Annotated in this window: 16 protein-coding genes and 1 pseudogene; 10 read left to right on the forward strand and 7 right to left on the reverse strand. The window is 73.1% G+C overall.

Annotated elements, in window-relative coordinates:
• Positions 1 to 46: 46 nt before the first annotated feature.
• Positions 47 to 370: pseudogene (locus ACV7NM_RS19445) on the reverse strand (hypothetical protein); the annotation flags it as partial.
• A gap of 227 nt (positions 371 to 597) precedes the next feature.
• On the opposite strand from ACV7NM_RS19445, the gene ACV7NM_RS19450 reads away from it, so the two are divergent.
• Positions 598 to 1,446 (forward strand): Bax inhibitor-1/YccA family protein, encoded by an 849-nt coding sequence (locus ACV7NM_RS19450; RefSeq protein WP_463411452.1) that lies wholly within the window; start codon positions 598 to 600, stop codon positions 1,444 to 1,446.
• A 210-nt stretch (positions 1,447 to 1,656) separates the two neighbouring features.
• Here ACV7NM_RS19450 and ACV7NM_RS19455 read toward each other — a convergent pair whose 3' ends face one another.
• Positions 1,657 to 1,887: a DUF4287 domain-containing protein gene (locus ACV7NM_RS19455; RefSeq protein ID WP_136213617.1), complete on the reverse strand. Its 231-nt coding sequence runs from the start codon at positions 1,885 to 1,887 to the stop codon at positions 1,657 to 1,659.
• A gap of 98 nt (positions 1,888 to 1,985) precedes the next feature.
• On the opposite strand from ACV7NM_RS19455, the gene ACV7NM_RS19460 reads away from it, so the two are divergent.
• The gene (locus ACV7NM_RS19460) at positions 1,986 to 2,345 is read left to right on the forward strand and encodes a hypothetical protein (RefSeq protein ID WP_463411453.1); all 360 of its coding nucleotides are present in this window, start codon (positions 1,986 to 1,988) and stop codon (positions 2,343 to 2,345) included.
• Here ACV7NM_RS19460 and ACV7NM_RS19465 read toward each other — a convergent pair.
• The 3 genes from ACV7NM_RS19465 to ACV7NM_RS19475 form a co-directional block, all read right to left on the reverse strand.
• Positions 2,329 to 3,162: a hypothetical protein gene (locus ACV7NM_RS19465; protein WP_463413990.1), complete on the reverse strand. Its 834-nt coding sequence runs from the start codon at positions 3,160 to 3,162 to the stop codon at positions 2,329 to 2,331. The two genes, ACV7NM_RS19460 and ACV7NM_RS19465, sit on opposite strands and share 17 nt — an antisense overlap.
• A 285-nt stretch (positions 3,163 to 3,447) precedes the next feature.
• Positions 3,448 to 4,668, reverse strand: coding sequence for an acetyl-CoA C-acetyltransferase (locus tag ACV7NM_RS19470; RefSeq protein WP_463411454.1), 1,221 nt, complete (start codon positions 4,666 to 4,668; stop codon positions 3,448 to 3,450).
• 209 nt (positions 4,669 to 4,877) lie between these two features.
• A complete protein-coding gene (locus ACV7NM_RS19475) occupies positions 4,878 to 5,948 on the reverse strand; it encodes an SGNH/GDSL hydrolase family protein (protein WP_463411455.1) in 1,071 nt (356 codons plus the stop codon).
• 130 nt (positions 5,949 to 6,078) lie between these two features.
• On the opposite strand from ACV7NM_RS19475, the gene ACV7NM_RS19480 reads away from it, so the two are divergent.
• Entirely contained in the window at positions 6,079 to 7,464 is a 1,386-nt protein-coding gene (locus ACV7NM_RS19480; protein ID WP_463413991.1) for a cystathionine beta-synthase, read from the forward strand.
• 527 nt (positions 7,465 to 7,991) lie between these two features.
• Here the strand turns inward: ACV7NM_RS19480 and ACV7NM_RS19485 are convergent.
• Complete coding sequence (locus ACV7NM_RS19485; RefSeq protein ID WP_463411456.1) at positions 7,992 to 8,387, reverse strand: hypothetical protein; 396 nt, start codon at positions 8,385 to 8,387, stop codon at positions 7,992 to 7,994.
• A gap of 145 nt (positions 8,388 to 8,532) precedes the next feature.
• On the opposite strand from ACV7NM_RS19485, the gene ACV7NM_RS19490 reads away from it, so the two are divergent.
• Positions 8,533 to 9,375 carry a MurR/RpiR family transcriptional regulator gene (locus ACV7NM_RS19490; protein WP_463411457.1) on the forward strand — a complete coding sequence of 281 codons (843 nt, stop codon included), beginning with the start codon at positions 8,533 to 8,535 and terminating at the stop codon, positions 9,373 to 9,375.
• 77 nt (positions 9,376 to 9,452) lie between these two features.
• Here ACV7NM_RS19490 and ACV7NM_RS19495 read toward each other — a convergent pair whose 3' ends face one another.
• Positions 9,453 to 10,907: a type III PLP-dependent enzyme domain-containing protein gene (locus ACV7NM_RS19495; protein ID WP_463411458.1), complete on the reverse strand. Its 1,455-nt coding sequence runs from the start codon at positions 10,905 to 10,907 to the stop codon at positions 9,453 to 9,455.
• A 104-nt stretch (positions 10,908 to 11,011) separates the two neighbouring features.
• On the opposite strand from ACV7NM_RS19495, the gene hutU reads away from it, so the two are divergent.
• From hutU to ACV7NM_RS19525, 6 genes are all read left to right on the forward strand, one after another.
• Positions 11,012 to 12,676 carry a urocanate hydratase gene (hutU, locus tag ACV7NM_RS19500; protein ID WP_463411459.1) on the forward strand — a complete coding sequence of 555 codons (1,665 nt, stop codon included), beginning with the start codon at positions 11,012 to 11,014 and terminating at the stop codon, positions 12,674 to 12,676.
• A gap of 77 nt (positions 12,677 to 12,753) precedes the next feature.
• Entirely contained in the window at positions 12,754 to 13,944 is a 1,191-nt protein-coding gene (locus tag ACV7NM_RS19505; protein WP_463413992.1) for an allantoate amidohydrolase, read from the forward strand.
• Positions 13,935 to 15,275, forward strand: coding sequence for a formimidoylglutamate deiminase (locus ACV7NM_RS19510; protein ID WP_463411460.1), 1,341 nt, complete (start codon positions 13,935 to 13,937; stop codon positions 15,273 to 15,275). Before ACV7NM_RS19505 ends, ACV7NM_RS19510 begins: the two co-directional genes overlap by 10 nt.
• A 17-nt stretch (positions 15,276 to 15,292) precedes the next feature.
• Positions 15,293 to 16,468, forward strand: coding sequence for an imidazolonepropionase (gene hutI / locus ACV7NM_RS19515; protein WP_463411461.1), 1,176 nt, complete (start codon positions 15,293 to 15,295; stop codon positions 16,466 to 16,468).
• A 182-nt stretch (positions 16,469 to 16,650) separates the two neighbouring features.
• The gene (locus tag ACV7NM_RS19520; RefSeq protein ID WP_463411462.1) at positions 16,651 to 17,343 is read left to right on the forward strand and encodes an LPXTG cell wall anchor domain-containing protein; all 693 of its coding nucleotides are present in this window, start codon (positions 16,651 to 16,653) and stop codon (positions 17,341 to 17,343) included.
• 17 nt (positions 17,344 to 17,360) lie between these two features.
• Positions 17,361 to 18,440, forward strand: coding sequence for a hypothetical protein (locus ACV7NM_RS19525; RefSeq protein ID WP_463411463.1), 1,080 nt, complete (start codon positions 17,361 to 17,363; stop codon positions 18,438 to 18,440).
• The last annotated feature ends 5 nt before the right edge of the window (positions 18,441 to 18,445 follow it).

Raw genomic sequence — 18,445 nt, forward strand, 5'->3', positions numbered from 1 at the left:
TCGACGGGTGCCCCGTCGCGGCCGGGGCCGCCTCCTGTGACGCGCCCGGGACGGCGGCCTTCGACGCGGCCGGCGCGAGCGACGGTGCGGGCTGTTTCGGCGGCTGCCCGAACTGTTGCATCTGGCTCTGCTGTTGCTGCTGCTGTTTCTGCTGCTCCGCCTTCTGCTTCGCCAGCGTCGCCTGGATGAAGGACCAGCCGACGCACCCCGCGCAGAGGACGGCCGCGATCGCGACGCCCGCGAACAACTTCCCGAGCCGCTCGTCCGCCGTGCGCCGCGCCCGCTGCGCGCCGAACAGCAGCGCGTCACGCATCCTGCGCCGGCGTACCGCCACCGACTCCAGCAGCTGACTGTCGTAGTCCCGTGCCATGTGCCGACCGCCGCCTCCCCCGTGTTTTGCCTGTGCAACATAGAGCATTTATCAGCTTTGAACACAGCGTGGCGGCTCGTCCGCGCGCCGCGCGGACACGGTCGCGACATCTCCCGCGCGGTCCGCCACGCCTTCTCCTAAGATCCTCCTCCAGCAGTAGGGTGGTTTCTTTGCGAACGCATTACTCTTGAGGCGACGGCCGCGTCCCGCGGCCACGGAGGAGTGAGATGAGGAGCAGTAACCCGGTCTTCTCGCGACGGGGGTTCAGCCGCGACACCGGCGGCTACGCGGGCTTTGACGCGCAGCAGGCCGGGACCGCGACCAACCCGTACGCGACGAACCCCTACGCAGCGGACCCCGTCACCGGGATGCCGCAGGCGCCGGCGCGCGGCCACGCGATGACCATGGACGACGTCGTGAGCCGTACGGCCATGACGCTCGGCACCGTGGTGCTCACGGCGGTCATCTCCTGGATCGCGCTGCCCGTCGACCCGGCCAACATCAACAAGTCGTACGGCATCGCCATCGGAGCCGCGCTCATCGCGATGGTCCTGGCGCTCGTCCAGTCGTTCAAGCGCAAGCCCGTCCCCGGGCTGATCCTGGGCTACGCGGCTTTCGAGGGCGTGTTCCTCGGCGTCATCAGCTCGGCCACCAGCACCTACTTCGGTGGGGGCGTGGTCATCCAGGCCGTGCTGGGCACGATGTGCGTCTTCGCCGCCGTGCTCTTCGCGTACAAGATGCGCTGGATCCGGGTCACGCGCCGCTTCACCGGCTTCGTGATGGCGGCGGCCATGGGCTTCATGCTCCTCATGGTCGTGAACCTGCTGTTCTCCCTCTTCGGGGGCGGCGACGGCCTCGGCTTCCGCAGCGGCGGCCTGGGCATCCTGTTCGGCGTCGTCGGCGTGATCCTCGGCGCGTGCTTCCTCGCCATGGACTTCAAGCAGGTCGAGGACGGCATCGCGTACGGCGCCCCGCGCGAGGAGTCCTGGCTGGCGGCCTTCGGCCTCACCCTGACCCTGGTGTGGATCTACCTGGAGCTGCTGCGGCTGTTCCAGATCCTCTCCGGCGACGACTAGGTCGTCGGTTCCCGGCCGGCAGGTCCCCGGCCGGGAGGTCCGGCGTGGGCAAGGCCCCGCGAGCGATTGCGCTCGCGGGGCCTTCCCGCGTCGTGGGGCGGTACGGATCAGCGGTGCGGATCAGTCGTACGGATCAGTCATGTGGATCGGGGTAGGTCGGGGGACTCGGCCGGTCGGGGGACCTCGTGCGGTGCGGGCAGCGGCAGGGGCTCAGCCCAGTCTGCGGGCGGCTCGGCGCAGGTCGTACTCGTGGATGATCGCCTTGGCCTGGCCGTACGAGAGGTCGTGCGCGCCGCGCAACCAGCTGACCTTCTCCTCGAACCGGACGAGGGAGGGGCCGTCGTCCACGGTGCGCAGCCAGTCGGACACTTCACGACCGGTGGTCAGGGGAATTCTGTCGATCATGTTGCGGTGTGTCTGCTCCGAGAACTCTACGGACATGGGCGCCTCCGGAGGTATCGCCTTGTTCTCTTCACGACACCGTGCCTCAGCGTTCGCCCGTTGGCAATGGCGCCGGGGCGGCGCGTAAGGTCGGCCAGGTGCTTGATACTTCGCCCCTGACCGCCGCCGTCGAACGTTTCGCCGACCGGCTGAGGTCCGCTCCGCAGAGCCGGCTCCGGCGCGGCGCCGCCGCCGAGGCGCTGGAACTGGCCCGCGAGCTCGCGGTGCGGGCCCAGCGGCTGGAGGACGTGGCCCGGGACCCGAGGGGGGCGGCTCCGGCGCGCGTCGTGCCGGACGCGGGCGTCTTCGTCGTCGGCGACCAGGTCGCGGTGACCGGTCAGGACCTCGCCGAGGCGCTGCGCGCACTGCCCGCACAGGACGGCGGAACGGCCCCGTCCGAGATGCTGGACGAGGCCGTGCGGCTGGTGGAGCAGGCGGAACTCAGAGCGATGCGATGACGCGGTCCGCGAGGATGTAGACGTTGCTCTCCGGGTCCTCGGCGTCACCGCAGGAGAAGGTCAGGGCGTAGGCGCCGGAGATCCCCGAGCCACCCAGCAGCACCGGGGCGGTACCCGAGCGCAGGGCCTGCGCCAAGCGCTCCGCGGTCTCCCGGTGGCCCGGGGTCATGCACAGCGTGGTGCCGTCGGTGAAGACGTACACGTCCAGGGTGCCCAGCGGGCCGGGGCGGACGTCCGCGAGGGCCGTACGGGCCTCCGCGAGCTCTTCCAGGCGGCTGACGGTGCGCTCGTGGTCCACGCCCGGATGCGGGGCCTGGGCCGGTACGAAGTCGGGGTGCGAGGGGTGGCGCCTGCGGGCGGCGGCCAGCTCGGCGGAGTCCTCCGGGTAGTCGTCCAGCAGGTCCTCGCCGAGAACCGGCTCCAGACCCACGAGATCGGCCTGCCGGGGCAGGAACACCGGGCTGTCCTCGCCGAGACCGGGCAGACCGCCCAGCAGCGAGCCCGGGGCCTCCCCGGCGAAGCTGGGAGAGGCGTCGGCGGCGTCGCGGGCCTCCTGCGCGGCCCAGAAGGCCCGCGCTTCGGCCAGCTCCCGCTCCCGCTCCTCCGCGAGGGCTTCGGCGACGGCGGCTCGTATCTCGGCGGCGGGGGACTCCACGGCGCTGCGGGCGTGCGGGACGGCCGCAGCGCGCCGGGGGGCCGGCATCGCCAGCTCGCCGCGCAGGGCCGTGACCTGCTTACGCAGTCCGTGTACGGCGTGCAGCGCAGCGGCGCCCACGGCCGTGGCAGCGGCCGTGGTCAGCAGCAGGGCAAGAGACATGGCGCTCACTGACTAACTCCTGGTTGATTCGATCCCCCGACTTCCTACATCAGCTTGACGTGTGCTGGGAATGGCATGCAGTGCATTACGTCATGAATTGGACAGGCCATTGGTCCCTCGCCGCCCCCACGCACCTCCCTGACCTGGGCAAATGCCGATCCCCCAGGACATAGGTCACATCCTGGGGGAGATTCGGTCACAGCTCGGCCGCGACGGGGTTGAACCGACTACGGAGAGTCGACGGGGCCGGAGCCCCCGCCGGGCACCGTTACCCTCCGCTACGGCTCAGCTCAGCCGCTCGATGACCATGGCCATGCCCTGGCCGCCGCCCACGCACATCGTTTCGAGGCCGAACTGCTTGTCGTGGAACTGGAGGCTGTTGATCAGGGTGCCGGTGATGCGCGCACCGGTCATCCCGAACGGGTGACCGACGGCGATGGCGCCGCCGTTGACGTTCAGCTTCTCCAGCGGGATCTCCAGGTCCCGGTAGGACGGGATGACCTGGGCGGCGAACGCCTCGTTGATCTCGAAGAGGTCGATGTCGCCGACCGTCAGGCCGGCCCGCTTCAGGGCCTGCTTGGACGCCTCGACCGGGCCCAGGCCCATGATCTCGGGGGAGAGGCCGGTCACGCCCGTGGAGACGATCCGGGCCAGCGGGGTCAGGCCCAGCTCCCGCGCCTTCGTGTCGCTCATGATGACCAGCGCGGCGGCGCCGTCGTTCAGCGGGCAGCAGTTGCCCGCCGTCACGAGGCCGTCGGGGCGGAAGACGGGCTTGAGGCCTTGGACGCCCTCCAGCGTGACGCCGGCGCGCGGGCCGTCGTCGGTGGAGACGACGGTGCCGTCCGGGGTGGTGACCGGGGTGATCTCGCGCGCCCAGAACCCGTTCTTGATCGCTTCCTCGGCGAGGTTCTGCGAGCGGACACCGAACTCGTCCATGTCCTGGCGCGTCACGCCCTTGAGCCGGGCCAGGTTCTCGGCGGTCTGCCCCATCGCGATGTACGCGTCCGGGATCAGGCCGTCCTCGCGCGGGTCGTGCCAGGACGCGCCCTCGCTCTGCGCCACCGCGACCGTACGGGCCTCGGCGTCGGCGAAGAGTGGGTTGTGGGTGTCCGGCAGGCCGTCGGAGGAGCCCTTCACGGAGCGGGAGACCATCTCGACGCCCGCCGAGATGAAGACGTCACCCTCGCCCGCCTTGATGGCGTGCAAGGCCATGCGGGAGGTCTGGAGGGACGAGGAACAGTAACGGGTGATCGTGCAGCCCGGCAGGTGGTCCATGCCCATCTGCACGGCCACGATGCGGCCCAGGTTGTGGCCCTGCTCGCCGCCCGGCAGGCCGCAGCCCAGCATCAGGTCGTCGATGTCGCGCGGGTCCAGCTCGGGGACCTTGGCGAGGGCGGCCTGGATGATCGTCGCGGTCAGGTCGTCCGGGCGGATGTCCTTCAGGGACCCCTTGAAGGCGCGCCCGATGGGCGAGCGGGCGGTGGAAACGATGACTGCTTCGGGCATCGGGGCTCCAAGGGGGTGCGTTGCGGCTCGTACCGGACCAGCATGTGAAGTTACCGGCCCGTACCGTCGAGGTCACCGGCCTCGCGGTGTGATGAGGACCGCACCGGGGCGGCGGGCCCGGCGGCGGGCCCCGACGCGGGACGCCGGCCGCGCCCGCGGTGACCCCCGGTAGCCCTCCGGCGGCCGGGCCGGGCCGGACCGGGCCGCCGTCAGGGGCCGGGCACCGGGGCGTCCGTACTCCCGGCGTTCCCGGCGGTCTCACCCGTCACACCCGCGTCGTGCGCCTCGGCCGGCTGGCCGATCGGCTCGGACTCCGGGACCCGCCGGCGCCGCCGGTGCTTGAGCAGCGCCCACGGCCCGCGGGCCGGGGTGACCTCGGTGCCCGCCTCGCCCGCCGCCGCGGAGGCGGCCTTCGCCACCGGCAGCAGGTCCTCGTCCCGGGACACGTCGAGGCGGTCCGATCCGGGCCACAGCCCGAGCGCCGCGCACAGGGTGGGCAGGACGGCCATGGCGGCCGTCGCGTACCCCTCCGCGGACGGGTGGTAGGAGTCCGGGCCGAACATCTCGCGGGGGTTCGCCGCGAACTCCGGCCCCAACAGGTCGCCCATCGAGACCGTACGGGCCCCCAGCGCCACCACGCCGATCGTCTGGGCCGCCGCCAGTTGGCGCGACACCCGGCGGGCCAGCATCCGCAGCGGCTGGTAGACCGGTTCGATCGTGCCGAGGTCCGGGCAGGTGCCGACGACGACCTCGGAGCCCGCGAGCCGCAGCCTGCGTACCGCCGAGGTGAGCAGCCGGACCGACTGGGTGGGCGGCATTCGGCGGGTCACGTCGTTCGCGCCGATCATGATCACGCAGACGTCGGGCGCCGGGGCGTCCGCGTCCAGCAGCAGGTCCGTCTGGCGGTCGAGGTCGTCCGACATGGCCCCCGAAAGGGCTACGTTGCGCAGCTCGACCGGCCGCTCGGCCACCGCCGCCAGGCCGGAGGCGAGCAGGGCGCCCGGCGTCTGCCGCGCCCGCCGGACCCCGAGGCCGGCGGCCGTGGAATCGCCCAGCATGCCCAGCCGCAGGGGACCGGGACTAAGCTCGGGACCACCGAACTCGCTCCCGTAGACCCCGTCGGCGCGGGGCGGGTCGGGCAGGCCGGTGCCCACCGTGCGCTTGGCGAACTGGACCTCCGCCAGCACCAGTCCCACCGCGGCGACCCCGAGCAGCCCGAGCCCGCCTCCGCCGTACGCCGCGCCCGCCGCGATCCGGCGGGCCGTCCTCGCCCTGGACACTCTCGGGCACCTCGCTTTCCTGCTGCCCCGATGACCTTCCTGCCCCGTAGAGCCGGTCCGTCAATCCCTTACCGCATACTCTGGCCGGACCTCCCGGAGAACCCGTGGAGTCCCCTCCTTGGAGAACATGGTGCAATTCCACGACTCGATGATCAGCCTCGTCGGCAATACCCCGCTGGTGAAGCTCAACCGTGTGACCGAAGGCCTGCAGGCCACCGTCCTTGCGAAGGTCGAGTACTTCAATCCCGGCGGATCCGTGAAGGACCGGATCGCCGTCCGGATGATCGAGGCCGCCGAGCAGAGCGGTGCCCTCAAGCCCGGCGGCACCATCGTGGAGCCGACCAGTGGCAACACCGGCGTAGGACTCGCCATCGTGGCCCAGCAGAAGGGCTACAAGTGCATCTTCGTCTGCCCTGACAAGGTGTCCCTGGACAAGATCAACGTGCTGCGCGCGTACGGCGCCGACGTGGTCGTCTGCCCGACCGCCGTCGATCCCGAGCACCCGGACTCGTACTACAACGTCTCCGACCGCCTCGTGCGCGAGACGCCCGGCGCCTGGAAGCCCGACCAGTACAGCAACCCGAACAACCCCCGTTCGCACTACGAGACCACCGGTCCCGAGCTGTGGGAGCAGACGGACGGGAGGATCACCCACTTCGTGGCGGGCGTCGGCACGGGTGGAACGATCTCGGGCACCGGCAACTACCTCAAGGAGGTGTCCGGCGGCAAGGTCAAGGTCATCGGCGCCGACCCCGAGGGTTCCGTCTACTCGGGCGGTTCCGGCCGTCCGTACCTGGTCGAGGGCGTCGGTGAGGACTTCTGGCCGACCGCCTACGACCGCAACGTCACCGACGAGATCATCGCGGTGTCCGACAAGGACTCCTTCCAGATGACGCGTCGCCTCGCGAAGGAAGAGGGCCTGCTGGTCGGCGGCTCCTGCGGCATGGCGGTCGTCGCCGCGCTCAAGGCCGCCGAGGGCCTGGGCCCGAACGACGTGGTCGTCGTCCTGCTGCCCGACAGCGGCCGCGGCTACATGAGCAAGATCTTCAGCGACGAGTGGATGGCGGGTCACGGCTTCCTGGAGGAGGCCGGGCCGTCGGCGCGCATCGGTGACGTGCTCGGGGACAAGGAGGGCGCCATGCCGTCCCTGGTCCACATGCACCCCGAGGAGACGGTCGGCGAGGCCATCGAGGTGCTCCGCGAGTACGGGGTCTCGCAGATGCCGATCGTCAAGCCGGGCGCCGGTCACCCGGACGTGATGGCGGCCGAGGTCATCGGTTCCGTCGTCGAGAAGGAGCTGCTGGCGGCGCTGTTCGCGCAGCGGGCCTCGCTGGGTGACCCGCTGGAGAAGCACATGAGCCCGCCGCTGCCGCAGGTCGGCTCCGGCGAGCCGGTCGCCGAGCTGATGGCGGTGCTGGGCGAGGCCGACGCGGCGATCGTGCTGGTCGAGGGCAAGCCGACGGGTGTCGTCAGCCGCCAGGACCTGCTCGCCTTCCTGGCGAAGTCGGGCAAGTAGCCCGACCGGGCCGGGTCCATCGGCCGGCGGTCGGTGGGCCCGGGCGGTCGGCCATGGGGTCGCGGGTCGGTAGGCGGGTTGACGCCGGTCTGTCGGCTGGGCGGTCGCGGGTCCGTCGGCCGGCTGTCGCGGGGCCGTCGCCGGGTGGGCCCGGGTCCGTCGGTCCGTCGCCGGGTGGGCCCGGGTCCGTCGGTCCGTCACCGGGTCGGCCGCGGCCCGTCGGCCCGTCGGTCCGTCGCTCGATCGGTACGGGCCCGACACGTGACGGCAGCACCGGCTTAACACGGCTCCGGCACAGTGGTGGTTGTCGGCGGGGAGCGGTGCAGGCCCCGCCCGACACCACCGAACGGCGTTGCGTACTTCCGGAGCGGCTCCCGGACCGCGTGAACGCCCCGGACGCGGCCGGCCCTGACCCGGCCCGTGTCCTGCGCGGGGACCGCCGTCGTCCCGCCCCCCGGGCAACCGGGGGTGCGGCGGTCCCCGCGCCCGTCTCCTTCCGGGCTCGGTCCGGTTCCGCCGGCTTCGACTCAGGCCGGGCGGTCGCCGGGGTCGCGGTGGTCGCCGGGGTCGCGGCGCGGGAGGCGCTTGGCGGCGTGGGCGAAGTTCACCGCGACGATCCCCACCCAGGAGATCAGCAGCCCGGTGAGGTGCGCCTGGGCCGCGGCGATGGCCGTCAGGGGGATCGCCAGCACCAGCGTGATGATGGCGAAGCCGAACCGCTCGCCGAAGTTCCCGTCGTCCGCCGAGCTCCCGGGACGGTCACCGCGGGCCGCCGCCAGCCGTTCCTCCGCCAGTCGGCGTCTGACCTGCGTGTGGATCGTGTCGACGAACGAGTCCACCAGCGCGGGCTCGTACTCCGGCCCCAACTCCCTCCGCGCGTCCAACGTGGCGTCGAGTTCCTTCTTCAGCTCCTGGCGGTCCATGCGCCCACCGTAGGAACCCGCGCCCGCCCGGACACTGGGGCTAACCCCCGTCTCGCGAAGCGGTCCGCGGCTTGCCGTCCTGCATAACCACATGCAGAGTGCTCGGTGACTGAATATTCACCGGTACGGGGACGGAGGGGACGGGATGAGCGACAGCCCGGCCGCGAGGCTGCAGAAGCTGTTCGAGGGGCACCGGTTGACGCCGACGCAGCGGCGGATCGCGCACTGCATGGTGCGGGGAGCCGCGGAAGTGCCCTTCCTGTCGAGCGTGGAGCTCGCGGAACTGGCCGGGGTCAGTCAGCCGTCGGTGACCCGCTTCGCGGTGGCGCTCGGCTTCGACGGCTACCCGGCGCTCCGCCGCCACCTGCGCGAGGTGGCGCCGGCCGAGCGGCCGGAGGGCGGGCAGCAGGACCCGTACAACGAGTACCAGCAGGCCGTCCAGGGGGAGATCGAGAACCTGCGCAGGCTCTCGGCCATGCTCGCCGACCCCGCACCCGTCCAGGAGGCGGGTCGGGTGCTGGCCGGGTCCCGACCGCTGCCGGTGCTGGGGCTGCGCGCGGCGTCCTCGCAGGCGCGGGGCTTCGCGTACTTCGCCGCCAAGGTCCATCCCGACGTACGGCTGCTCGACGAGGGCGGCTCGATGCTCGCCGACCGGATCGACGCGGCGGTGGCGGCCGGGGCCACGGCGCTGCTGTGCTTCGCGCTGCCCCGGCACCCGCGGGAGGTCGTGGAGGCACTGGACCACGGGCGGGCGGCAGGGCTGACGGTGGTGACCGTCGCCGACTCCGCCTTCGCCCCGGTGGCACGCCACTCGGACCTGTTGATCCCGGCGCCGGTGGGCACGGGGTTGGCTTTCGACACGGCGTGCGCGCCGATGTTGCTGGGCCGGGTCCTGCTGGAGGCCATGGCCGACGCCCTGCCCGACGCGCAGTCCCGGCTCGAGGCCTTCGACGCCCGCGCCGCGTCCCGCGGCCTGTTCGTGGAGTGACGGTACGTGGAGTGACGGTACGTGGAGTGACGCCGGCGGGCGCCGGCAGATCCGGCCCCGCCGGCACGGCGCTCCCGCTACCGCTCCCGGAGGGCGTCCCGGAGGTCGCCGCCCGCCTCGCTGACGATCGAGGCCGGTGACTGCGCCGGGCGGGCCAGGGTGAAGCGGACGTCGCCGGCGGGGGTCACCGTGAACCCGTGGATCGCCGGCCGCGGGAGGCTGTTGTAGCCGTAGTGGGCGGTGAAGAAGTAGGCGCCGGTGTCGGGGACCCCGATCATGTCCCCCGCCGAGAGCTCCGGCAGTTCCCGCGCCGTCGCCAGCAGGTCGCCGGCGAAGCACGCCGGGCCCGCGATGTCCTGGGCGAACGGGGGGCCGGTCAGCGGGGAGCCCTTCGGGTCGTACGGGAGGACGCGCAAGGGCCAGGACGCCGGTGCGTACACGGTGCGCGTGGCCAGTTGGACGCCCGCGTGGGTGACCGCGATGCGGCGCCCGCCCGTCGCCTTCGCGTACTCGACCCGCGCCAGGATCAGTCCGTGCTTGGCCAGCAGGGACCGCCCGAACTCGGTGACCAGGCCGTAGCCGCCGTCGAACAGGGCCGGGACGGCCTCCCGCAGGGCCGCCACGTACTGCGCGTACGTCGGGGTGGCCGCGTCGGAGGCGAAGTTCACCGGGAGGCCGCCGCCGATGTCGAGGGTGTCGACCTGGCGGCGTCCGGCCGCCGCGTTGATCTCCTCCGCCAGCGCGTGCAGTTCCCGTACGCCCTGCGCGATCAGCGCCAACGGCACGCCCTGAGAACCGGAATGGGCGTGCAACCGGGTCAGCCACGGCCGGTCCAGGTAGGCACCCACCAGCCACGCCCGGGCCCCCGGGTCGCGCAGCGGGACCCCGAACTTGGAGGTGGCGGTCGCGGTCGAGAGGGCGTCGATCGTGCCGGCGCCGGTCTGCGGGTTGACCCGTACGCCGATCGGCGAGCGGGGCGGGCCGGCGGACACCAGGGCGTCCAGCCGCTCCAGTTCCTGCCGGTTGTCCACGTTGACGGCGATCCCGAGGGCGAGGGCCTCGCGCAGCTCCGCCGGCGTCTTGGCGGGGGAGTCCAGGACGGTGTCCGCGGGCGCCACCCCGGCCGCCCGGGCCAGTGCCAGCTCCCCGGGGCTCGCCACCTCGCAGCCGATCCCTTCGTCCGCGAGCAGCCGCAGCACCGGGACCAGCGGGGCGGCCTTGACCGCGAAGGCGTGCAGGACGGGGGTGCCCGGCGCGAGCGCGGAGGCGAACGCGCCGGTCAGGGCCCGGGCGGAAGCGCGGATGCCCGCGGTGTCCAGGAGGCAGACCAGCGGCTCGCCCGACTCCGCCCCGCCCACCAGCCCCTGCGCCACGGCCGCCCGCACGGCCAGGTCCCGCCGGCGGGCGGCGGCCCGCGCCTCTTCGTCGGTCGCCCGGTCCCATGCCCCGGCCGCTGCCCTGCCCGATGCCCCGGCCCATGTCTCGGCCGATGCCTCGCCCGATGTCCTGTCCGCTGCCTTGTCGGAAGCCATGTCCGCCATCCCATCATCCGGCGCGATGGCCCGCAGCTGTTGACTGGATCTATTCATGCAGCGAGGATGTGAATGGATTGACCAACATCGGAGGAGGCACCGTCATGTCAGGACCCCGCCCCGTACGTGCCGCGCGAGGCACCGAGCTCAGCGCCCTGGGATGGCAGCAGGAAGCCGCCCTGCGCATGCTCCAGAACAACCTCGACCCCGAGGTCGCCGAGCACCCGGACAAGCTCGTCGTCTACGGCGGCACCGGCAAGGCCGCCCGCGACTGGCGCTCGTACGACGCGATGGTCCGCACCCTGCGCACGCTCAAGCAGGACGAGACGATGCTCGTCCAGTCCGGCCGCCCGGTCGGCGTGATGCAGACCCACGAGTGGGCGCCGCGCGTCCTGCTCGCCAACTCCAACCTGGTCGGCGACTGGGCCAACTGGGAGGAGTTCCGCCGCCTGGAGCACCTCGGCCTGACCATGTACGGGCAGATGACCGCCGGCTCCTGGATCTACATCGGCACCCAGGGCATCCTCCAGGGCACCTACGAGACCTTCGCCGCCGTCGCCGCGAAGAAGTTCAACGGCACCCTCGCGGGCACCATCACCCTGACCGCCGGCCTCGGCGGCATGGGCGGCGCCCAGCCGCTCGCCGTGACGATGAACGACGGCGTCGCGATCTGCATCGACGTCGACCCGCGCGCCATCGAGCGCCGCATCGAGCACCGCTACCTGGACGTGAAGGCCGACGACCTGCGGCACGCGCTCCGGCTCGCGGTCGAGGCGCGCGACGCCCGCAAGCCGCTCTCCATCGGCCTGCTCGGCAACGCGGCGGACCTGCTCCCGCAGATGCTCGCCGAGGGCGCCCCGATCGACATCGTGACGGACCAGACCTCCGCCCACGACCCGCTCGCCTACCTGCCCACCGGCGTCGCCTTCGACGACATGGCCGACTACGCGGCCAAGGACCCGGCGGGTTTCACCACCCGCGCCCGCGAGTCCATGGCCAAGCACGTCGAGGCCATGGTCGGCTTCATGGACGCCGGCGCCGAGGTCTTCGACTACGGCAACTCCATCCGCGGCGAGGCCCAACTGGCCGGCTACGAACGCGCCTTCGCCTTCCCCGGCTTCGTCCCCGCCTACATCCGGCCGCTGTTCTGCGAGGGCAAGGGCCCCTTCCGCTGGGCGGCGCTGTCCGGCGAGGCCTCGGACATCCACAAGACCGACAAGGCGATGCTCGAACTCTTCCCCGAGAACGAGTCCCTGCACCGCTGGATCAAGATGGCCGGCGAGCGCGTCCACTTCCAGGGTCTGCCCGCGCGGATCTGCTGGCTCGGTTACGGCGAGCGCGACAAGGCCGGCGAGCGCTTCAACGACATGGTCGCCTCCGGCGAACTGGCCGCCCCGCTCGCCATCGGCCGCGACCACCTCGACTGCGGTTCCGTCGCCTCCCCGTACCGCGAGACCGAGGCCATGCTCGACGGCTCCGACGCGATCGCCGACTGGCCGCTGCTCAACGCCATGGTCAACGTCGCCTCCGGCGCGTCCTGGGTCTCCATCCACCACGGCGGCGGCGTCGGCATGGGCCGCTCGATCCACGCGGGCCAGGTCTCGGTCGCCGACGGCACCAAGCTCGCCGGCGAGAAGATCCGCCGCGTCCTGACCAACGACCCCGGCATGGGCGTCATCCGCCACGTCGACGCCGGCTACGACATCGCCGAGACGGTGGCGGACGAGCGCGGCGTGCGCGTCCCGATGCGCGAGGGCGACGACGCGTGACCTCGCACACCTCCGACCACGGCGCCGCCGGAGCCCCGGCCCCGGCGGCGTCCGGCGGCGCCCGCTCCTTCCACGGCATGTGGGGCGATCTCGCCCCCGTCGGCCGCCACCCGGACACCGGCGGATACCGCAGGTACGCGTGGACCGGCGCTGACGCCGACTGCCGGACCTGGTTCCGGGAGCAGGCGCTGGCCCGCGGGCTCACCTACGAGACGGACCGCAACGGCAACCAGTGGGCCTGGCTCGGCGACCCCCTCGCGGGCGACGCCGTCGTCACCGGCTCGCACCTGGACTCCGTCCCCGACGGCGGCGCCTTCGACGGCCCCCTCGGCGTGGTGTCCTCCTTCGCGGCCCTGGACGAACTCCGCCACAGGGGTGCGGAGTTCTCCAGGCCGCTGGCCATCACCAACTTCGGTGACGAGGAAGGGGCCCGCTTCGGCCTCGCCTGCGTCGGCTCCCGCCTCACCGCGGGGCAGCTGACCAAGGAGAAGGCGTACGAGCTGCGCGACGCGGACGGCGTGAGCCTGCCCCGTGCCATGGAAGCCGCCGGATACGATCCCGAGGCGATCGGGGCCGATCCCGAACGCCTCGCCCGGATCGGCGCCTTCGTCGAGCTGCACGTCGAACAGGGACGGGCGCTGGACCTCTCCGGCGACCGCGTCGGCATCGCCTCCGCGATCTGGCCCCACGGGCGCTGGCGCTTCGACTTCCGAGGCGAGGCCAACCACGCGGGCACCACCCGTCTCGTCGACCGGCGCGACCCGATGATCACGTACGCGGCGACCGTCCTGGCCGCCCGGACCGAGGCGGCCCTCGCCGGCGCCGTCGCCACCTTCGGGAAGATCGCGGTCGAACCCAACGGGGTCAACGCCATCCCCTCGCTCGTACGGGGCTGGCTCGACTCCCGCGCCGCCGACCAGGCCACCCTCGACACGGTCGTCACGGCCATCGAGAAGGCCGCCCACGAGCGCGCCGACCAGGACGGCATCGACCTGGCGGTGATCCGGGAGTCCTTCACCCCGGTCGTGGAGTTCGAGCACGCGCTGCGCGACGAACTGAACCGCATCCTGGGCGGGGCCGTCCCCGTCCTGGGTACCGGGGCGGGACACGACGCCGGAATCCTCTCCGCCGCCGTCCCGACCGCGATGCTGTTCGTACGCAACCCCACCGGCGTCTCCCACTCGCCCTCGGAGTTCGCCGCCGAGGACGACTGCGTCGCCGGAGTCCTCGCCCTCGCCGACGTACTGGAAGGTCTCGCGTGCCGTTGAAGACGTACTGGCTGGAACACGCCTGGCTCGGCGCCCACGTCGAGCCGGGCGTCGCCCTGGAGGTATCCGAGGACGGCCGGATCGCCGCGCTGACCTCCGGGGTCCACGCCCCGCCGCGTGGCGCGGAGGTCCTGCGCGGCCTCACCGTCCCGGGCCTGGCCAACGCGCACAGCCATGCCTTCCACCGGGCCCTGCGCTCCCTCGTCCAGGTCGGCAGCGGCACCTTCTGGACCTGGCGCGAGTTCATGTACCAGGTCGCCCAGAACCTCACCCCCGACACGTACTTCGCGCTGGCCCGCGCGGTGTACGCGGAGATGGCCCTCGCCGGCATCACCAACGTCGGCGAGTTCCACTACCTCCACCACGCGCCCGGCGGCGCCCCCTACAACGACCCGAACGCCATGGGCGAGGCCCTGATCGAGGCCGCGGCCGCCGCGGGCATCCGGATCACCCTCCTCGACACCGCCTACCTCTCCGCCGGCTTCGGCCAGGAGCCGAGCGCCCACCAGCGCCGCTTCTCGGACGGCACCGCCGACGCCTGGGCCGAGCGCGTCAGCGCCCTGCGCCCCCGCGAGCACGCCCTGATCGGCGCCGCCGTCCACTCCGTCCGCGCCGTCCCCGCCGGCCAGCTCGCCACCGTGGCCCGCTGGGCCGACGAACAGTGCGCCCCCCTGCACGTCCACCTCTCCGAGCAGACCGCGGAGAACGAGGCCTGCCAGGCCGCCCACGGGTGCACCCCCACCGAGCTCCTCGCCGAGAACGGCGTGCTCGGCCCCCGCACCACCGGCGTCCACAACACGCACCTCACCGACCTGGACATCGGCCTCCTCGGCGGAACCCGCACCGGCACCTGCATGTGCCCGACCACCGAACGCGACCTCGCCGACGGCATCGGCCCCGCCCGCCGGCTCCAGCAGGCCGGCAGCCCCCTGTCCCTCGGCAGCGACAGCCACGCGGTGATCGACCTGCTCGAAGAGGCCCGCGCGATGGAGCTGAACGAGCGCCTCAGCAGCCGCACCCGCGGTCACTGGACGGCGAACGCCCTGCTCACCGCCGCCACCGCCGACGGCCACGCCGCCCTTGGCCTCCCCGACGCGGGCCGCCTGGAGACGGGCGCCCTCGCCGACTTCACCACGATCGCCCTGGACTCCGTCAGGACCGCGGGCCCGCTGCCCCGACTGGGCGCCGAGACGGCCGTATTCGCCGCCTCCGCGGCGGACGTGCGCCACACGGTCGTGGGCGGGCGTCACCTCGTGCGGGACGGGGCGCACACCCTGGTACCGGACGTCCCCGCAGCCCTCGCCGAGTCGATCGCGGCCGTACGCGGCTGAAGGAGCCCCTGAACACCATGAGCACCACGGTCATCACCAACATCGCCAACCTGGTCACGAACGACCCCTCCCTCGGTGACGCTTCCCCCCTCGGACTGATCCAGGACGCGGCGGTCGTCATCGACGGCGACCGCATCGCCTGGGTCGGTGAATCCAGCAAAGCACCCGCCACCGACAACGCCTTCGACGCCGCCGGCCGGGCCGTGATCCCCGGCTTCGTGGACTCCCACTCCCACCTCGTCTTCGCCGGCGACCGCACCGCGGAGTTCAACGCCCGCATGTCGGGCCGCGCCTACTCCGCGGGCGGCATCCGCACCACCGTCGCCGCCACCCGCGCCGCCACCGACGCCCAACTCGAAGCCAACCTGCTGCGCCACCTCGACGAGGCCCGCCGCCAGGGCACCACCACCCTCGAGACCAAGTCCGGCTACGGCCTCACCGTCGAGGACGAGGCCCGCGCGCTGCGCATCGCCGCCGCGCACACCGAGGAGGTCACCTACCTGGGCGCGCACATCGTCTCCCCGGACTACGCCGACGACCCCGCGGGCTACGTCGCGCTCGTCACCGGCGAGATGCTCGCGGCCTGCGCCCCGCACGCACGGTGGGTCGACGTCTTCTGCGAGAAGGGCGCCTTCGACGGCGACCAGGCCCGCGCCATCCTCACCGCCGGCGCCGCGGCCGGACTCATCCCGCGCATCCACGCCAACCAGCTCTCCCACGGCCCCGGCGTCCAGCTCGCCGTCGAGCTCGAAGCCGCCTCGGCCGACCACTGCACCCACCTCACCGACGCCGATGTCGACGCCCTCGCCCAGAGCACCCGCACCGTCGCGACGCTGCTCCCCGGCGCCGAGTTCTCCACCCGCGCCCAGTGGCCCGACGCCCGCCGGCTCCTCGACGCGGGCGCCACCGTCGCCCTGTCCACCGACTGCAACCCCGGCTCCTCCTACACGAGTTCCATGCCGTTCTGCATCGCGCTCGCCGTCCGGGACATGCGGATGACCCCCGACGAGGCCCTGTGGTCGGCCACCGCCGGAGGCGCCCGCGCCCTGCGCCGCACCGACATCGGCGTGCTCACCCCCGGCGCCCGCGCGGACCTGGCCCTGCTGGAAGCCCCCAGCCACGTCCACCTCGCCTACCGGCCCGGCGTCCCGCTGGTCTCCGCCGTCTGGCAGCGGGGAGTGCGCGCCGCCTGAAAGCCGGTACGACGCCCCGTCCACGGACGGCCCGGAGCCGGTACGACGCCCTGCTTGCACCCGGTACGACGCCCCGCCCGAACACCCGCGTCCTTTGTCTTCCCTCCATAAGGCCCCGGGCGTACCTTGAGCCACCGATCTGATGTTCCGTCAGTAACTTGTGGTCCGAGGGGAAGACGAAGGTGTCCAACCGGAAACGTTCCACCACGCTCGCACCGGTCCCCGCCCTGCTCTGCGCGGTGGCCGGATCGGCGGCCGCCCTGCTGGCGGCCGCCCCCGCGGCCCACGCCGATGTGGTCGACGTCGCGTACAACTGCCAGACGCCGATCGGGGACAAGTCGGCGGTCTCGCCCATCGACGTCAAGGCGGTCAAGGACGGGGACGCGTACAAGCTGACGATGTCCTTCCAGAAGGGCGTCTCCTCCAGCCCCATCGAGCTCGGCAAGGGCGCGATGAACCCCAGCGCCGTGCTTCAGGCCGACGGCGCCGAGAAGGTGTCCGTACCCGTCTCCGGCCCCGCGAACTCCGAGGCCGTCCCCGCCGACACCCCCATCAAGATCTCCGACCTCTCGGGCACCTACACCCCGAAGAAGAGCGGCAAGGTCACCTTCACCGCCGGTGTGCTCACCATCAAGGCGATGGGCACCACGACCACCTGCACCCCGGGCAACGATCCGAGGCCGTCCCTGGAACTCGACGTGACGGCCGCCGGCGGGGGACCGCAGGAGGCCGCCCCCGAAACCCTCCCGCAGACCGGCCCCGCCGACTCCGCCCTCGCGCTGGGCACCCTCGGCGCCACCGTGCTGCTCTCCGGCGCGGCCGGCGTCCTGTGGCTGACCCGGCGCGGCGAGCGGGCCCAGCAGACCCGGTCCTGAACGGAGCGGCCCCGCCCATGCCCGTGCCCCACACCCGCCGGCCGCACCCGCCCCGGCGCCGCGCCCCCAGGAGGCTCTGCCTCGCCCTCTTGGCTGCGGCCGCGCTGCTGAACGGGGTCCCTGCGCAGGCCGCCGTCGCCGACGACGCTCCCGACGCGCCGGGCTGGACCGCCGAGCCCGCCGCGGGCCGCGCCGGCGCCGCCGCACGCCCGTACTTCTACCTCTCCGGCGCCCCAGGCACGGCCTTGGAGGACAGCCTCGCCCTGGCCAATCCCACCGACCGGGAGCACACCGTCACCCTGCGCGGAGCCGACGCCTACAACACCGCCGACGGCTCCCTCGCCGTACGCCCTGCGGCCGGCCCCGGCACCACCTCCGGCGCCGCCCCCGGCCCGGGCCCCGGCTCCTGGATCAGCTTCGGCCGGAGCGCGATCGTCCGGCTCCCCGCCCACACGCGCGCGGTGGTGCCCTTCACCGTCACCCTCCCGGCCGCCTCCGCGCCCGGTGACCACTCGGCCGCCGTCGTCGCCACCGAAGCCGGCCACGAAGCGGGCGTACGGGTCCACCTGCGCGTCAGCGGCCCGACCGTGGCGGCCCTCACCGTCGAGGACGTGGCCGTACGGGGCCGGGGCGGGGCGGTGGTCATCGCGTACACCCTCGTCAACCGGGGCAACGTCGCCCTCGCCCCCACCCTCGCCGTCCGCGCCGACGGCCGCTTCGGCTCGGTCCCCGGGCGCGGCCCCCACGTCCTGCCGGTGGAACTGCTGCCCGGGCAGCGGGTCGAGCTGACCGAACCCTGGCCCGGGGCCCCGGCGTTCGACCGCGTGCGCCTCACGCTCACCGCCACCGCCCCCGGCGCCGCCCGCGCCACGGGCACCACCTCCGTGTGGTGCGTGCCGCGGTCCCCGATCGGCCGGCTCGGCCTCGGCCTCGTCGTCCTGGGCGGTGTCGCCGGGGCCGCGCTGTTCCTCGTACGCAGGCGCCGCGCCGCACACACCCGCCGGTCGCCGGACCCGTACGAGGAACAGGAGCGGGAGCAGGACAGGAGCGGGAGCATGGCCCGGGGCGCCAACCACGCCCCGATCAAGACCAGTTGACGGGG

It is taken from the genome of Streptomyces sp. Tek67B01 (assembly GCF_055231995.1).

Excerpts from the sequence above, each read along its gene's own strand:
- ACV7NM_RS19450 (WP_463411452.1), top strand. The coding sequence starts at position 598 with ATGAGGAGCAGTAACCCGGTCTTCTCGCGACGGGGGTTCAGCCGCGAC.
- ACV7NM_RS19455 (WP_136213617.1), bottom strand. The coding sequence starts at position 1,887 with ATGTCCGTAGAGTTCTCGGAGCAGACACACCGCAACATGATCGACAGA.
- ACV7NM_RS19465 (WP_463413990.1), bottom strand. The coding sequence starts at position 3,162 with ATGTCTCTTGCCCTGCTGCTGACCACGGCCGCTGCCACGGCCGTGGGC.
- ACV7NM_RS19470 (WP_463411454.1), bottom strand. The coding sequence starts at position 4,668 with ATGCCCGAAGCAGTCATCGTTTCCACCGCCCGCTCGCCCATCGGGCGC.
- ACV7NM_RS19485 (WP_463411456.1), bottom strand. The coding sequence starts at position 8,387 with ATGGACCGCCAGGAGCTGAAGAAGGAACTCGACGCCACGTTGGACGCG.
- ACV7NM_RS19490 (WP_463411457.1), top strand. The coding sequence starts at position 8,533 with ATGAGCGACAGCCCGGCCGCGAGGCTGCAGAAGCTGTTCGAGGGGCAC.
- ACV7NM_RS19495 (WP_463411458.1), bottom strand. The coding sequence starts at position 10,907 with ATGGCTTCCGACAAGGCAGCGGACAGGACATCGGGCGAGGCATCGGCC.
- hutU (WP_463411459.1), top strand. The coding sequence starts at position 11,012 with ATGTCAGGACCCCGCCCCGTACGTGCCGCGCGAGGCACCGAGCTCAGC.
- ACV7NM_RS19505 (WP_463413992.1), top strand. The coding sequence starts at position 12,754 with ATGTGGGGCGATCTCGCCCCCGTCGGCCGCCACCCGGACACCGGCGGA.
- hutI (WP_463411461.1), top strand. The coding sequence starts at position 15,293 with ATGAGCACCACGGTCATCACCAACATCGCCAACCTGGTCACGAACGAC.
- ACV7NM_RS19525 (WP_463411463.1), top strand. The coding sequence starts at position 17,361 with ATGCCCGTGCCCCACACCCGCCGGCCGCACCCGCCCCGGCGCCGCGCC.